The following is a 13,735-nucleotide window of genomic DNA, read 5'->3' as shown; positions in this document are numbered from 1 at the left end:
TGAAACGTTTGCCCCTTTTTTGCCATACAAAAATCCCCTCCAGATTGACAGTTAAGAACATTTTATCATGTTCTCTTTTTTCTCTGTCTACCTGAAGGGGATAATACCAATATGCTTTCTCTTTTTTCGATCCTTACATATGGCCATGATATGTTTCCGTATCATAATCAGTTGCAAAATATGGAAAACCTTTGATTAGGTTTTAATGATTTCAACTTGCATTTATTATATTACTTTACATAGGTTAATATATTGTTAAGGGATTTTATAAGAAATAGAAATGAATATTTTAAAAGATAAAAAGGAGAATATATGAAAATTGGTTTGGTACGGCATTTTAAGGTAGCACATGAATTTCCTACTGGGAAATCTGTGACGGCGGATGATATGAAGCAATGGTTTGTGGACTATGATGCAGCGGATATTATTTATGGAACGACTTTATTTGGCGTGGAGGAATGGCAGGAATGTTATTGTAGTGATATGTCGAGAGCCGTCAAGACAGCGGAACACATCTTTCCAGGCACGGTTCATCGGATGGAGGAGCTGCGGGAAATACCTTCTCCCCCTCTGAGAGGAAGGATTAAGCTGCCGTTCATCCTTTGGGCCATCTGGATTCGCTGCTGCTCGGTGATCAACAAGGAGACAAGGGCGGAAATTAAGTTTGCTGAGCAAAGAATCAATAAAGTATTGGATGAAGTCTTTGCAAAGGGGGAAAGGAATGTCCTGATCGTGAGTCATGCCGCCCTCATGGTATATATGAGGAAAGAGCTGATCCGACGTGGGTTCACCGGTCCAAAGTTCAAAATTGCCAGTAATGGAAAACTGTATGTATTTGAAAGTAGAAAAGGGAAATGAATATATGATTCTGACCGGAAAAGGTAAGCCATTTTGCGAAGAAAGGGCATGCATTTTCCGAATAGTTATTCTTTTTTTATTAGTTGTGGTTTATTATTGTAATAGTGTAATTTTTACGAATTCAATATTGGGGAAAGAGGGGTGGACATTTTGCTGAAGGCAGTTTTTTTTGATTTAGATGATACATTACTATGGGATCAGAAAAGTGTAAAAGAGGCTTTTGTGGCCACATGCGAAGTTGCCAAGGAGAAATATGGTCTGAATGTCGACGAGTTTGAAGAAGCGGTGCGGAAGGAAGCGCGTGATCTTTATTCTTCTTATGATACATATGCATTCACTCAAATGATCGGAATCAATCCATTTGAGGGACTATGGGGGAATTTTCAGGATGATCATGATGAATTCCGGAAGATTGCCGGGATTGTACCGGCTTATCGGAAAGAAGCGTGGACGAGGGGCTTGAAGGCATTAGGGATCGATGACCCGGAATTTGGGCTTGAACTGGCAGAACGTTTCCCGGCAGAAAGACGCAAAAAGCCATTTATCTATGAAGAAACATTCCGTGTTCTGGATGAATTAAAAGGGAAGTACAAATTGCTGTTGCTTACGAACGGATCTCCTGAGCTGCAAAATACCAAACTTGAAATAACACCTGAACTGGTTCCTTATTTCGACCAAATCGTGATTTCAGGCGCATTTGGACGAGGTAAACCGGATGCCTCCATTTTTGAGCACGCTTTGGAAATCATGGAGCTTGATAAGGATGAAGTATTGATGGTCGGCGATAATTTAATGACCGATATCCTTGGAGCATCACGGGTAGGCATAAAGTCGGTCTGGATAAATCGCCATGATAAGGAACGGAATGAAGTGCTTCCAACCTATGAAATCAAGCATTTAGAGGAGCTTTTCCCTATCCTTGAGAGCCTGGGGAATTAATTCGCGCTCCTCCTCCAAATAACAAATTTTAGATGATTGCAGAGAAAATATTAGGTCTTTCAAATTATTTACAGAATGAAAAGGGTGATATATAGTTACCCTGTAATCAATTAAATTATTTTCAGACTAGGGGTGTCCAATAAAAGTTGGGCTGAGAGAGAAGCGCTTAAGCTTCTTAACCCTCAGGACCTGATCTGGTTCATACCAGCGTGGGGAAGTTAGAATCTACTAAACGATGACCTTTCAATTGGTCATTTCTGTAGTCATACTAACGTTAGCCGGGTCTTAAATATGAGACCTGGCTTTTTCGTGCGAAATGGATTGGATTTCGTCCTTTTTAAATGAACTTAAAAAGGAGAAATGAAATCATGAAGAGTAATTCAGTAAATGACATGAACGTTTCAATTATGTCCAGTTTTGCCGGGAGTAAAAAAGTGTATGTTGAGGGATCTAGGCCCGATATTAAAGTACCTATGCGTGAAATTGGGCTAAGTCCGACGACTGGGGCATTCGGAGAAGAGGAGAATCCGCCTTTACGTGTATACGATACAAGCGGCTTCTATACGGATTCAGAATATCCGATTGATATTCATAAAGGCCTTGCCCCGATTAGACGCAGCTGGGTTCTTGAACGGGAAGATGTTGAAGAGTATGAAGGGCGTGAAATAAAGCCCGAAGATAACGGATATAGAAAAGTGGAGTCACAATCCAATGCCGAAGTTTTTCCGGGGTTGAAAAGAAAACCATTGCGTGCAGTGAAAGGGAAAAACGTAACCCAGCTTCATTATGCCCGCAAAGGGATCATTACTCCAGAAATGGAGTTCATTTCGATCAGGGAAAATGTAGACCCTGAGTTTGTAAGGGAAGAGGTAGCTAGCGGGCGGGCAATCATTCCGGCAAATATTAACCATCCTGAAAGTGAGCCCATGATCATCGGACGTAATTTTCACGTGAAGATAAACGCGAATATTGGAAATTCAGCTGTCAGTTCATCGATCGAAGCTGAAGTGGAGAAAATGACTTGGGCTACACGATGGGGTGCAGACAACATAATGGATCTTTCCACAGGAAAGAATATTCACACGACGCGGGAATGGATTATCAGGAATTCACCTGTGCCGGTTGGGACGGTTCCGATATATCAAGCATTGGAAAAAGTGAATGGGGTGGCGGAAGATTTAAATTGGGAAGTTTTCCGGGATACATTAATCGAGCAGGCTGAGCAAGGTGTCGATTACTTCACCATACACGCTGGTGTGCTTTTGCGATACATCCCCATGACAGCAAAGCGAGTTACGGGTATTGTTTCACGCGGAGGCTCCATCATGGCACAATGGTGCTTGGCCCACCATCAGGAAAGTTTTCTCTATACCCACTTTGAAGAGATTTGTGAAATCATGAAGACGTATGATGTTTCTTTCTCATTAGGTGACGGTCTCCGTCCGGGATCCATTGCAGATGCAAACGATGAGGCACAATTTGCGGAATTGGAAACACTTGGCGAATTGACGAAGATTGCTTGGAAGCACGATGTTCAAGTCATGGTGGAGGGACCCGGTCACGTACCGATGCATTTGATTAAAGAAAATATGGATAAGCAGCTGGAAGTCTGTCAAGAAGCACCCTTCTATACCCTGGGACCTTTGACGACGGATATAGCTCCTGGATACGACCATATCACTTCTGCGATTGGTGCAGCCATGATTGGTTGGTTTGGAACGGCCATGCTTTGCTATGTGACACCGAAAGAGCATTTAGGACTTCCGAATAAAGAGGATGTTCGGGTAGGGGTCATTACTTATAAAATTGCAGCACACGCAGCTGATCTTGCAAAAGGCCATCCGCAGGCAAGAAAACGGGATGATGCCCTTTCGAAGGCTAGATTCGAATTTCGTTGGAGAGATCAATTCAATCTTTCCCTTGATCCTGAAAGGGCGGTTGAATATCACGATGAAACTCTTCCGGCAGAAGGTGCTAAAACAGCCCATTTCTGTTCAATGTGCGGACCGAAATTCTGCAGTATGAGAATTTCTCAGGACATCCGTGATTTGGCGAAGGAAAAGGGTCTGGGTTTTGAGTCGGTAATCGATGAAGGGCTTAAAGAAAAAGCGAATGAATTTAGGAAAACGGATGGGAAAATCTATCAATGATTCCGACGAGAGGGAGAATTCGATGAATCGAGTAATCCAGATAAAAGTTGAAATGAAACAGTTGGAAATTCAATTGGAGCAGCTGAAAAGGGAGCTGAACATTTTTCGGGAGAATTGTAACCATGAATTTATCAAAAATGATTATAGTCAACAATGTACAAAGTGCCACTTGATCGAAAGTCTTCAATGGTAATGATTCCTTAATCGTCATCATCCCCTTAATCATGTTGAACATTCAATCACAAAACATGATTAAGGGGATCTATTTACATACTTATTTTTTAATATGAAGAGGAGGAGGGACAAGCCATCCTTTTTCCTTATTCAATCTTAGGAAGTCGGCACCCAATGCAGCTTTATTCGTATGGAATTGCGCAAACATCTGTGCAATATCTTCGCGGATGCATTGACCCATCATTTGGCTGCAAGCAACTAATCCCGCATTAATATCGATTGATACTGAAGCGGAGATTTCAGGATCTTGAAGACGTGCCCCGACGGGAATATCCTCCAAGTTAGCTTTAGGCCTTTCAGGTGGTGATGGAGGCAGTCCTACGTTATTTTCTTTTAATAATGATTCAAGTTGGTCATGTTCCTGTTTCCCTTGATTGATCACTTCTACTAGCAATTTATGCAGGTCCTTGTCGCCAGTATGATTAAGCATGGTTTGATGACATGCAATCAACCCTTTTGTAGTGGTCAGAAATGCCCATGTTCCAAATACCTCTCCGTAATGCATAGGCTCATCTTTCGGATTTCCGCTTAAAATTCCCATAACCATCCTCCTTGAAATTCATTAACGCATTTAAGTTACCCTGAATTCATCCAAGCATGCAACGTTGTGTTTGGGAAATGTTAGAGGGCTTTTAATGCTTACCCTTTTATTCCTTGCAGCCATTCTTGATAACATTCATCACAGAGCATTTCATTTCTATCCGTGTCAGTAACTTGAAATGCTACTATATGGATATTTTTTTCTTCCGTGACATCACTACAATAGAAGCATTGATGTGTCATTAGGAATCCTCCCATGTATTAAAACTGTTTATAGTTTAAAGCGCTACGGTTTTTTTATACAGAAAAAATGATGCAGCAGTTTATTGGTCTTCTTGGAAGAGTTTAGATTGAATAATCCGGTTGGGGTTTAACATACTAAACGTGTTCGCTTGATTGATAAAATGAGGAGGGAAATACAATGCAAAACCAATATCAACAAGGTCAAGTACACCAGAACATGCAAACGGGTGCCATCCCCCCACAATTGAATCACGGTGGTCACGAAGTATTCGATGTACATGAAGTGCTGTCGGGAGCGATCGGTACTTTAAACACGTATACTCTTTTGCGTCAGCATGTCCAAGATCAGGAATTACTCGACATTCTGGACCGGCAATATCAGTTCATCCAAGATGAATATAATATTTCATTGGAGTGCTTCCAAACGGGCCAGGATCCTTCTAAACCGACTCAGAGCTACAAAATGAATCAAGGTAACGATTTTATATATGGATTGACACCGACTCAGCCAAAGAAACCTTTGCAATCCGTATCGGAAATTACGGATGAATGCATTTCAGGCTTGATGCTTGCAGCTGTTAAGTCTGCAGCATCCATGAAGGCGATGGCAGCGCTTGAAATAACGAATCCGGTTGTTCGCCGCGTATTTGCGGATTCCGTTCCGAACTGCATTGAAATGGCCTATGAGATTTCGATATATCAAAACAAACATCATTATTACCAAGTCCCGCAGCTTGCACAGCAGGATATGCAGCAAATGATGAATTCGTATGCACCGGCACAAGGAAATAACAACAACATGAGTCATTAAAAGCATTTATTAAGAACATAAAGAAGGGATAGGACTAATTCTCCTATCCCTTCTTTATCATTGTTTCATCTGGTTTATTTCCTGAATGCACTCCTGGACGAGGGTAACAGCCTGACTCATGGTTGCTCCTCCGCCAAATGCCGCGGTCACACCAATGGCTTCAAGAATTTCTTGTTCGGAACAGCCTTGATCAAGACATCCCTTTGTATGATAGATAATACAGTATTCATCTTGTGAATATAAGCTTATTCCTAGTGCGATAAGCTGTTTTTCTTTCTTGGACAATTGACCTTCTTTAAAGCACTCTTCCGTAAACGAATTGAATTTCTCAGCAAGATCTGGCATTTTATGCGTAAAGACACCGATTCCAGCTTTATAATCACGAAGAGCATTTTCAGTAGAATTATTCGCTTCATATTCCATTTTTCATTCAGCTCCATCCAAAATTTTTTCATCAAAAATTAGTATGAGCTAAATGTTGGACGATTAAACAGAAACGCAGGAGTTTACCGAAGTAATCATGGAACCGCCTTCCTACAAGGCAAGTGACCCCTTGGGCCGGGTGGCTTTGAACCATTGATAGCAAAGGAGGCATATAAGTGCAACGTCAATCGCATCACCGGCATAGTACATTAACATTCCGCCATTTTCCGCTTGTACCTTGGTGACTCCGCTTGGCGGGTGGGAAAAAATATATTTAGAAAGGATATCATGTCCGGCCAGTGAAATTGTAAATACGATAGCTCGAAACATGAAGCTGAACCTGTGGGGCGTAGGGTCCATATAAATCATAGACGCAGTGAATAGATAGCCCGCTATGAATACGTGAAAATGCACTAATGCATGCAGAAGGGCATACTGGTGCATCAACCCGTACAAACCGGTCGTATAAAGAATCCAAAGCCCCCCAATATTAAGCGCGGAGGCAGTGATTGGATTGCTTATAAAGCGCAGCGGCCAACTTTTCAACACCCTTGAAAGGCGTCTTGCTGATTGTACATCAAGTGTTCGCAGTGCAAGCGTAATAGGTGCAGCAAGCACAAGCAGGATGGGTGCAATCATTCCAAGCAGTAAATGGCCGACCATATGCGCCGTGAAGTCCATATGAGTGCGATTGGCTATTGGGCCTATGATTGCAAAGGCTGCACAGAGAGTGCCAAGAATCCAAAAGTAGGTACGGTATAATGGCCATTTTTTATAGCGGCGGTTCGAAATCATGACAGATGCGATATAAATCACTAAAACCAGCATGAGTAGCATCAATAAAATCGGTTCAAAACCAGTTCCATTATCATGAATATGTCCATTACTGTGCATTGCTGGCGTCTTCTTTCATTTTAAGTAAGCTACGCCTTGTTTGAATGACGAGGGTAATGCCGGTCAAGATCATGATTGTGGCGGCAATGTTCCAAGTCAAGTCGTATGGGAAAATATCGACATTGTAACGGATTTGATGGAGGCGCATGAGCTTGTGCTGGATGATTCCGTCATATAACTGGAAAGAACCTGCCCCGAGCAAAACTCCCCCTATCCACCTTTTCATCCATAATCCCTTTCGACGGCGAAGGTCAGCGAACATGAATAACGACCCGACCGTTGCGAACCAGCTAAGGGCATGAAATAAACCATCCGAGACAAGCCCAATATTGGATGTGGACTTGTCATAGAAATGGTGCCAATGTAATAGTTGATGAAAGATGGCTTCATCGATGAATGCAACCAATCCGATCCCGAATAGAAAACCGGACCATAGGTTACGAGCGGAATAAGTATAACGTAATTCTGAAATGGATTGATCTCTTTGATTTCGAGGCCTGAAAACCATTTACCATCCTCCTTTTACCTTTATATGGTTCTTTCTACTTTACCCTGTATTTTAAAGTTATAGACAGGTAAATGGACCTTTTATAAATCTTATTTTTTGAGCGATTCATAACACAAAGAAAATCCTTGGCTTTTTAGTTCGGTCATCAATGTTAATGGTATGTAAATTTTTTCCAATGATTGTTCATTATAACTGAATTATGGTTTCAAGCATGTACAGGCGGGTAATAAAAAACCGTACATCATATAAAAAAAGGAGGAGTTAATATGTTTCGCCATCAAAAAGAATTGCAATTTGAAGTTAAGGTAGATCGACCAGATCCGATGCTTGCCCGTCAAATTCAGGAAGTGTTAGGTGGACAGTTTGGGGAAATGACTGTCATGATGCAATATCTTTTTCAGGGATTTAACTGCCGTGGAGAAGAAAAATACAAAGATATGCTGATGGATATCGGTACAGAGGAAATTGGACATGTAGAGATGCTTTGTTCACTCATTAGTCAATTGCTTGATGGCGCTTCTCCGGAAGATCAAGCAGAAGCCGCAAAAGATCCTGCAACAGCAGCGATCATGGGTGGTATCAATCCCCAGCATTTGCTCGTAAGCGGTCTTGGCGGACTGCCAACCAACTCGAATGGGGTGCCTTGGAACGGATCTTATATCGTAGCCAGCGGAAATTTATTAGCGGACATGCGATCGAATCTTCATGCTGAAAGCCAAGGACGACTTCAAGTGGCCCGATTATATCATATGACCAAAGATGAAGGGGTACGTGCTACCTTCCGTAAAATGTTAGCCCGTGATCGTTACCACCAATATCAATGGATGGCGGCCATTGCAGAACTTGAAGAAAAAAATGGCGTGGTTGTTCCCGCATCATTCCCACCGGAAGCGGAAATGGAATCTCAACCGGAAGCGTACGAATTCTGGAACTTGTCGGAAGGTAATGAATCGGCGGATGGCCTGTGGGCAACAGGAAGCGCCCCAGATGGTACGGGAGATTTTGTTTATGTAGCTGAACCAGTTGCAAAAGGACAGATTCCTAACCCTAAGGTTCCCGCAGCACAATTGCATCATGACCTGGATAGAAGTCAATCGCTTAATAAAAGATAATATAAACTTTTCAAAAAAAGCTCGATGGCCCTGAAAGGGACATCGGCTTTTTTTATTCTATCTTGTTTGCAAAACCTAATTATTTGCTTGTGGATATTTTTTGGAGTAGGATAGTTTCCATCTTCAAGACAAACCATTTTAAAGGGATGGTCACTAATATAATGGTAAGGAGTGGGGCAAATGAAAGCAGTAGTGGTTAAAGAACCGGGTGGTGCAGAACAATTACTATTAAAAGATTTTTCAAAGCCTGTGCCCGGTAAAGGGGAAATATTAATAAAGGTGAAAGCTTCTGCGATAAATAGAACGGATATTGTTTCCCGGGAAGGAAAATCCGGTTATATGGCCAATCCAATATTGGGAATTGAAGTTTCTGGGGAAGTGGTGGAAACAGGGGAAGGTGCAAATATACAAACGGGGACGAGGGTGATGGGCCTTGTAAACGGCGGCGGTTATGCTCAATATGCCTTGATGCCGGCTGATCGTGCAATGAAGATTCCGGATAACCTGTCATTTGAAGAAGCGGCAGCGATACCTGAGGTATTCTTGACTGCGTACCAAACCTTGTTTTGGTTAGGTGAATTGACGGATCAAGAAACGGTATTGATTCATGCTGGCGGAAGCGGTGTAGGCACTGCAGCTATCCAACTGGCAAAAAAACTGACAAAAGCGAAAATCATCACTACAGCCGGCTCAAAGGAAAAATTGGATTTCTGTCACTCACTAGGAGCGGATATCTGTATCAACTATAAAGAACAACCTTTTGATGAGGAAATCCTGAAAGCTACAAATAATCAAGGAGTGGATGTTATCCTGGATTTCATCGGTGCTTCTTACTGGGAGAAAAACCTTAATAGCATAAAAACTGATGGACGATGGGTGCTGATAGGCATTCTAGGCGGAACTGTAGTCGAGAAGGTGAACCTGATGGAACTTCTCTTAAAAAGAGTTCAATTAAAAGGCACTTTACTAACTCCCCGGAGTGATGAATATAAAAAAGAGTTAACGGAAGAATTCGTTAAAAAGGCAATGCCATTGTTCCGCAAAAATGAAATCAAGGCAATCGTGGACCATGTCTTCCCTTTTGAAGAGGTACAAAGGGCGCATGAACATATGGAAGCGAATAAGAATGTAGGTAAAATCATCTTACAGGTAAATGAATGATTAAAGAAAAACTGCCTCGGTGCAGGAATGGGGGAGGTTGCCCAGGATTAAGACATGATTGGGCGACCTCCTTTCAGGTGATGAGGAAAAGGTGGAGCTGATGGCAGATTGATTGAAGGAAGAAATATGGACAAAGTATAATGAATATATACAAAGTCAAGATACGCTTCGCCGGTATCTGTCTAAGGGGGGAATCTTAATGAATGAATTGAATGCATTATTCAGGAAAAGAATTGGGCTCCAGGAAGATGTGAAACTGACATTTGAGAAATTAGACGAAATTCTGGATAAGACAGCGAAAACCATTCCTTTTGAAAACTTATCCATCATGGCATCCCATCTGAGTGATATCGATAAAGCGAATATCATAAACAAAGTCCTCGTGAGGAATGAGGGGGGATTATGCTATGAATTGAATTCAGCCCTTTATTTTTTCCTGCTGGAAAATGACTTTGATGTATCTTTGGTTCGTGGTGTCATCTATAATCAGGGGTGGATGACCATAGGAAGGACACATGTCACCATTCTATTGAACCATGATAGCCAAACCTATTTGATCGATACGGGTTTTGGCGGGAATCTGCCTTTAAAACCAGTTCCGTTGAACGGAAAAACGGTCGTTTCCCGAAATGGCGAATTCAGGATAAAAAAAGAAAGTACCGATCATGGAGATCATATCCTTGAATTAAAACTGAAACATAAAGATCGCGATTGGAGAATAGGCTATGCTTTCGATTCTTCACAACCCGTGGGAAATGTAGCGGAACTTAATGAGGTCCAAACGATCATCAGGGAAAATCCCCAATCGCCATTCAATAAGCATCCATTAATCACCCGTTTGACAAACAGCGGGAACATCACTTTAACCGATACTTCCTTTACACAGTGGGAAAATGGAAAAGTGACGAAAGAAGAAATTGATGGAAAACGATTTAAAGAGTTAATGAAACAGCACTTCGATAGATAATGGAAAAAAATCTGAATATCAAAGGCCTCCTTATCGAAAGATTGTCCATCCTCGACAGATTTTTATGAATAGAATGGTCATTCCATAGGATGTCATTGATATGCAAGACTTAGAAAACTATTACAATATTAATTTGCGACACTCCTGCCGAATAGTTGGCTGGTAGAGAACCCGCTGGATGCTTTTTGGCGGAAAAGGAGCGAATTTCTGAGAACACTTGAAAACTGTAGGCAAACTGGCTTTCTACGAATTTGTCTACGTCTGAAACATCCATTATGGATGTTTTACTATTTATTCAATAGATTCGAATTCAGTGGGGTGAGAAGGATATGGAGAAGAAGAACCGATTGGTTTTTACTAGATCGAATGCAGCTGCTAAACGAAAATTCGATGAAGCCATCACCATTTTGGAATATAGTGTAATGCTTGTTGAATTCTTTGGATTACAAGAATTCAACAATATAATTGCCGGACAGTTAAGGCTGATTCTATGTGAAACGAAAAATACGCGCATAAAGCGGGAAAAGGTCACAATTGACCAATCATTAATAAAGAAAATCAATCCTAACCCGAAATTGTATCCCATTAAAGACTCCAATCAAATAAGCAATGATCATGATCATATTACGGAAGAACTCTTCGATTATACTAAACAAAGGATTGAGCTAAAGCTTTGGAGAAATCAAATTATCTATAAAATCGATATCGAAGGAAAAACCCAGGAAATTAAAGTCATTGATTTTATTAAGGAAACAGCTAATAAAATTGGCGGTGCGCATGCTGAATCAAGTTTCCCTAATAAGTCCATTATTTCGGATGGACATACGAAAATCATGTTAATAGGTATAGCGAAAGGGTTATTCAAATCCATAGGCAGGGATTATAAAAAACATGCCTCCATGAACCTTTCACATATCATGCAAAAAATCGAACAATCAACTTTAGAAGACTAGACAGAGGAAGGACTTTTGACCAAGTCCTTCTTGCTTGATTTCCAAGCACCCGGCAGGATTGAATACCTCAAATAACCGCTATCACTAAACCATTCTTTTTCCTCGTTAAACCACGCTCGATGGCTGTTCACTTTTATCCAGAACGCCATCAGGTTAAATTCAGTCACGAGTGTACTCCATATTTTCTGCATATTTAATTGGTAAGATGGGTGTAATCATAAAGGAGGTTGTATTCAATATGAAAAAAAGAACAAAATTGCCTACCATCTTATCCCTATTTGCAGCCGTGTTTTTAGTCCTTGGAGCATGTTCCAACAGCGATAATAAAAGCAAAGAAGAGAAGGAAGAAAATGAACATAAGGAACATAGTGAAATGGACATGGATCATTCTAGCTCGGGTGATATTCCGGAGGGATTAAAAGCGGCAGAAAATCCAACTTATGAAGTTGGAAGTCAAGCGATTATCGAATCAGGTCATATGGATAGCATGAAAGGGGCGGAAGCAACAATAGTGGGTGCCTTTGATACGACTGCTTATGCAATTTCGTATACGCCTGCAACCGGTGGAGAAAAAGTGGAAAATCATAAATGGATCATTCACGAAGAAATCAAAGATGCAGGTGAAGTGACGTATGAACCCGGAGCGGAGGTCACAGTAAATGCTTCTCATATGGAAGGGATGAACGGGGCAGTCGCTGAAGTTGAATCTGCCGAAAAAACGACTGTTTATATGGTCGATTTCACACCGACTACGGGTGGAGAAAAAGTGAAGAACCATAAATGGGTAACCGAAAGCGAATTATCAGCGTCTAAATGATTTAACATCATGAGTTCAAACCAAAAAATTGATGAAACAGCCAGACTGTAGACGAATTGAAAAAGAGCCAGTTTCCCTACAATATTTCTTTTATAAAATTCCAGTTGATTGGAACGGAAGGTACGAGACTCCTGCGGGAAAAGCGTGGCCAGGGAGACCCCGCAGGCGAGCGCCGAGGAGGCTCCCGGACCGCCCGCGGAAAGCGAGTGCCTGGAGTGGAAATCATTACACATACCCCCTTTTGGAAATCCGATCCCTTTCCACCGACTGTCTGCCAAGCCTCCTAGGCACAAGCGCCTGTGGGGTCTCGGCTAGCCAGTTATTCGGCAGGAGTGTCGCAAATCTCTTCAATCCTATGAGGCTTACAGTAAAAAAACATCAATGATAATCTAGTCTTGTTTTAAAAATCATGGTTCGGGATGAGAGCATTCCGAATCCCCTTTTGTTACAAACTGAAGGAGTTTCCCTACTTGAAAATTACTTTACAGTGGAGTGCAAAACTTTAGTTTCTGTTAATATGGCTTTATCAGAATGTGAAAATGGGGTGCAAGTATGATGGCTGGATTAATTATTAGACCTTTTATTATGGAAACTGACCTGGAGGAGCTGAGCAATTATTGTTTACCTATAGAACAAGCAATCTATACTTCTTTACCTTTAAAAGTTATCGAAGACTTCAGAAAGGATAAATATAACCTCCCCATGGTCATTTATTTAGATGAGGATTTGATTGGTTGTTTTGCCTTATATACGGATAAAGCGGGAAATCAATATACAAGTAATGAGAATGCGATCCTTCTTAAATCATTCTCCTTGGATTTGCGCCATCAAAAAAAAGGGCTAGCTTTTAAGACGTTAAAAGTGCTGCCTGATATGATCAAACTAAGTCATCCAGAAAAAGATGAGATTATTCTAACGGTGCATCATTCAAATGTCCCAGCGATAAATTTATATAAAAAAGCTGGATTCATTGACAAAGGATACAGATTTAATGGGGAAGAAGGGGAGGAATTCATTTTCCACTTTGCTTTGGATTAAGGGGAATATAGCTAACATCCGGAATGCTTCGACCCGATAGGAAAAAGCATGTAATTAGTATACAGTCAGCTTAAATATGATGAAGTG

General features: G+C 41.2%; 17 protein-coding genes and 1 riboswitch. Of the genes, 11 read left to right on the top strand and 6 right to left on the bottom strand.

The window, feature by feature from the left end; translation table 11 throughout:
- Positions 1-312: 312 nt before the first annotated feature.
- The 4 genes from J7I90_RS27030 (at position 313) to J7I90_RS27015 (ending at position 4,140) form a co-directional block, all read left to right on the top strand.
- Entirely contained in the window at positions 313-858 is a 546-nt protein-coding gene (locus J7I90_RS27030) for a histidine phosphatase family protein (RefSeq protein ID WP_214774982.1), read from the top strand.
- Positions 859-1,008: 150 nt separating this feature from the next.
- Positions 1,009-1,797 (top strand): HAD family hydrolase, encoded by a 789-nt coding sequence (locus tag J7I90_RS27025; RefSeq protein WP_214774980.1) that lies wholly within the window; start codon positions 1,009-1,011, stop codon positions 1,795-1,797.
- Positions 1,798-1,915: 118 nt separating this feature from the next.
- Positions 1,916-2,030: riboswitch (TPP riboswitch) on the top strand.
- Positions 2,031-2,165: 135 nt separating this feature from the next.
- Positions 2,166-3,947, top strand: a complete 1,782-nt coding sequence (gene thiC / locus J7I90_RS27020; protein WP_214774978.1) for a phosphomethylpyrimidine synthase ThiC — start codon at positions 2,166-2,168, stop codon at positions 3,945-3,947.
- 22 nt (positions 3,948-3,969) lie between these two features.
- Positions 3,970-4,140 carry a hypothetical protein gene (locus J7I90_RS27015; RefSeq protein ID WP_214774976.1) on the top strand — a complete coding sequence of 57 codons (171 nt, stop codon included), beginning with the start codon at positions 3,970-3,972 and terminating at the stop codon, positions 4,138-4,140.
- A gap of 81 nt (positions 4,141-4,221) precedes the next feature.
- Here J7I90_RS27015 and J7I90_RS27010 read toward each other — a convergent pair whose 3' ends face one another.
- Both J7I90_RS27010 and J7I90_RS27005 read right to left on the bottom strand, forming a co-directional pair.
- Positions 4,222-4,722, bottom strand: a complete 501-nt coding sequence (locus J7I90_RS27010) for a DUF3231 family protein (RefSeq protein ID WP_214774974.1) — start codon at positions 4,720-4,722, stop codon at positions 4,222-4,224.
- Positions 4,723-4,820: 98 nt separating this feature from the next.
- On the bottom strand, positions 4,821-4,964 hold the full coding sequence (locus J7I90_RS27005; protein WP_214774972.1) for a hypothetical protein: 144 nt from the start codon (positions 4,962-4,964) through the stop codon (positions 4,821-4,823).
- Between the two features lie 178 nt (positions 4,965-5,142).
- Between J7I90_RS27005 and J7I90_RS27000 the strand changes: the two genes are divergently transcribed.
- Positions 5,143-5,775 (top strand): spore coat protein, encoded by a 633-nt coding sequence (locus J7I90_RS27000; protein ID WP_063577311.1) that lies wholly within the window; start codon positions 5,143-5,145, stop codon positions 5,773-5,775.
- A 57-nt stretch (positions 5,776-5,832) separates the two neighbouring features.
- Here the strand turns inward: J7I90_RS27000 and J7I90_RS26995 are convergent, their stop codons facing one another.
- From J7I90_RS26995 to J7I90_RS26985, 3 genes are all read right to left on the bottom strand, one after another.
- Positions 5,833-6,198, bottom strand: coding sequence for a carboxymuconolactone decarboxylase family protein (locus J7I90_RS26995; RefSeq protein WP_034305272.1), 366 nt, complete (start codon positions 6,196-6,198; stop codon positions 5,833-5,835).
- A 111-nt stretch (positions 6,199-6,309) separates the two neighbouring features.
- Complete coding sequence (locus J7I90_RS26990) at positions 6,310-7,092, bottom strand: cytochrome c oxidase assembly protein (protein WP_214774970.1); 783 nt, start codon at positions 7,090-7,092, stop codon at positions 6,310-6,312.
- Complete coding sequence (locus J7I90_RS26985) at positions 7,082-7,600, bottom strand: DUF2243 domain-containing protein (RefSeq protein WP_214774968.1); 519 nt, start codon at positions 7,598-7,600, stop codon at positions 7,082-7,084. The genes J7I90_RS26990 and J7I90_RS26985 overlap by 11 nt, the downstream gene beginning before the upstream one ends.
- 266 nt (positions 7,601-7,866) lie before the next feature.
- On the opposite strand from J7I90_RS26985, the gene J7I90_RS26980 reads away from it, so the two are divergent.
- The 4 genes from J7I90_RS26980 (at position 7,867) to J7I90_RS26965 (ending at position 11,793) form a co-directional block, all read left to right on the top strand.
- On the top strand, positions 7,867-8,712 hold the full coding sequence (locus J7I90_RS26980; protein WP_034305265.1) for a manganese catalase: 846 nt from the start codon (positions 7,867-7,869) through the stop codon (positions 8,710-8,712).
- A gap of 180 nt (positions 8,713-8,892) precedes the next feature.
- Positions 8,893-9,873 carry an NAD(P)H-quinone oxidoreductase gene (locus tag J7I90_RS26975; protein WP_214774966.1) on the top strand — a complete coding sequence of 327 codons (981 nt, stop codon included), beginning with the start codon at positions 8,893-8,895 and terminating at the stop codon, positions 9,871-9,873.
- Positions 9,874-10,072: 199 nt separating this feature from the next.
- Positions 10,073-10,840 carry an arylamine N-acetyltransferase family protein gene (locus tag J7I90_RS26970; protein WP_214774964.1) on the top strand — a complete coding sequence of 256 codons (768 nt, stop codon included), beginning with the start codon at positions 10,073-10,075 and terminating at the stop codon, positions 10,838-10,840.
- Positions 10,841-11,169: 329 nt separating this feature from the next.
- Complete coding sequence (locus J7I90_RS26965) at positions 11,170-11,793, top strand: hypothetical protein (RefSeq protein ID WP_214774962.1); 624 nt, start codon at positions 11,170-11,172, stop codon at positions 11,791-11,793.
- Here the strand turns inward: J7I90_RS26965 and J7I90_RS26960 are convergent.
- A complete protein-coding gene (locus J7I90_RS26960; protein ID WP_214774961.1) occupies positions 11,790-11,984 on the bottom strand; it encodes a hypothetical protein in 195 nt (64 codons plus the stop codon). The genes J7I90_RS26965 and J7I90_RS26960 overlap by 4 nt on opposite strands.
- 47 nt (positions 11,985-12,031) lie before the next feature.
- Between J7I90_RS26960 and J7I90_RS26955 the strand changes: the two genes are divergently transcribed.
- Together J7I90_RS26955 and J7I90_RS26950 are read left to right on the top strand one after the other, a co-directional pair.
- The gene (locus tag J7I90_RS26955; protein WP_214774959.1) at positions 12,032-12,610 is read left to right on the top strand and encodes a YdhK family protein; all 579 of its coding nucleotides are present in this window, start codon (positions 12,032-12,034) and stop codon (positions 12,608-12,610) included.
- A 555-nt stretch (positions 12,611-13,165) separates the two neighbouring features.
- Positions 13,166-13,648, top strand: a complete 483-nt coding sequence (locus J7I90_RS26950; protein ID WP_214774957.1) for a GNAT family N-acetyltransferase — start codon at positions 13,166-13,168, stop codon at positions 13,646-13,648.
- The last annotated feature ends 87 nt before the right edge of the window (positions 13,649-13,735 follow it).

This window comes from Bacillus sp. ISL-57, from assembly GCF_018613135.1.
GTDB classification, from domain to species: Bacteria; Bacillota; Bacilli; order Bacillales; family DSM-1321; genus Peribacillus; species Peribacillus frigoritolerans.
This window is presented reverse-complemented; position numbering and strand designations above follow the sequence as displayed.

Bases quoted from the DNA above. Each gene is read 5' to 3' on its own strand.
- J7I90_RS27030 (WP_214774982.1), top strand. From the start codon at position 313: ATGAAAATTGGTTTGGTACGGCATTTTAAGGTAGCACATGAATTTCCT.
- thiC (WP_214774978.1), top strand. From the start codon at position 2,166: ATGAAGAGTAATTCAGTAAATGACATGAACGTTTCAATTATGTCCAGT.
- J7I90_RS27015 (WP_214774976.1), top strand. From the start codon at position 3,970: ATGAATCGAGTAATCCAGATAAAAGTTGAAATGAAACAGTTGGAAATT.
- J7I90_RS27010 (WP_214774974.1), bottom strand. From the start codon at position 4,722: ATGGGAATTTTAAGCGGAAATCCGAAAGATGAGCCTATGCATTACGGA.
- J7I90_RS27005 (WP_214774972.1), bottom strand. From the start codon at position 4,964: ATGACACATCAATGCTTCTATTGTAGTGATGTCACGGAAGAAAAAAAT.
- J7I90_RS27000 (WP_063577311.1), top strand. From the start codon at position 5,143: ATGCAAAACCAATATCAACAAGGTCAAGTACACCAGAACATGCAAACG.
- J7I90_RS26995 (WP_034305272.1), bottom strand. From the start codon at position 6,198: ATGGAATATGAAGCGAATAATTCTACTGAAAATGCTCTTCGTGATTAT.
- J7I90_RS26990 (WP_214774970.1), bottom strand. From the start codon at position 7,092: ATGCACAGTAATGGACATATTCATGATAATGGAACTGGTTTTGAACCG.
- J7I90_RS26985 (WP_214774968.1), bottom strand. From the start codon at position 7,600: ATGGTTTTCAGGCCTCGAAATCAAAGAGATCAATCCATTTCAGAATTA.
- J7I90_RS26980 (WP_034305265.1), top strand. From the start codon at position 7,867: ATGTTTCGCCATCAAAAAGAATTGCAATTTGAAGTTAAGGTAGATCGA.
- J7I90_RS26975 (WP_214774966.1), top strand. From the start codon at position 8,893: ATGAAAGCAGTAGTGGTTAAAGAACCGGGTGGTGCAGAACAATTACTA.
- J7I90_RS26970 (WP_214774964.1), top strand. From the start codon at position 10,073: ATGAATGAATTGAATGCATTATTCAGGAAAAGAATTGGGCTCCAGGAA.
- J7I90_RS26965 (WP_214774962.1), top strand. From the start codon at position 11,170: ATGGAGAAGAAGAACCGATTGGTTTTTACTAGATCGAATGCAGCTGCT.
- J7I90_RS26960 (WP_214774961.1), bottom strand. From the start codon at position 11,984: ATGCAGAAAATATGGAGTACACTCGTGACTGAATTTAACCTGATGGCG.
- J7I90_RS26955 (WP_214774959.1), top strand. From the start codon at position 12,032: ATGAAAAAAAGAACAAAATTGCCTACCATCTTATCCCTATTTGCAGCC.
- J7I90_RS26950 (WP_214774957.1), top strand. From the start codon at position 13,166: ATGGCTGGATTAATTATTAGACCTTTTATTATGGAAACTGACCTGGAG.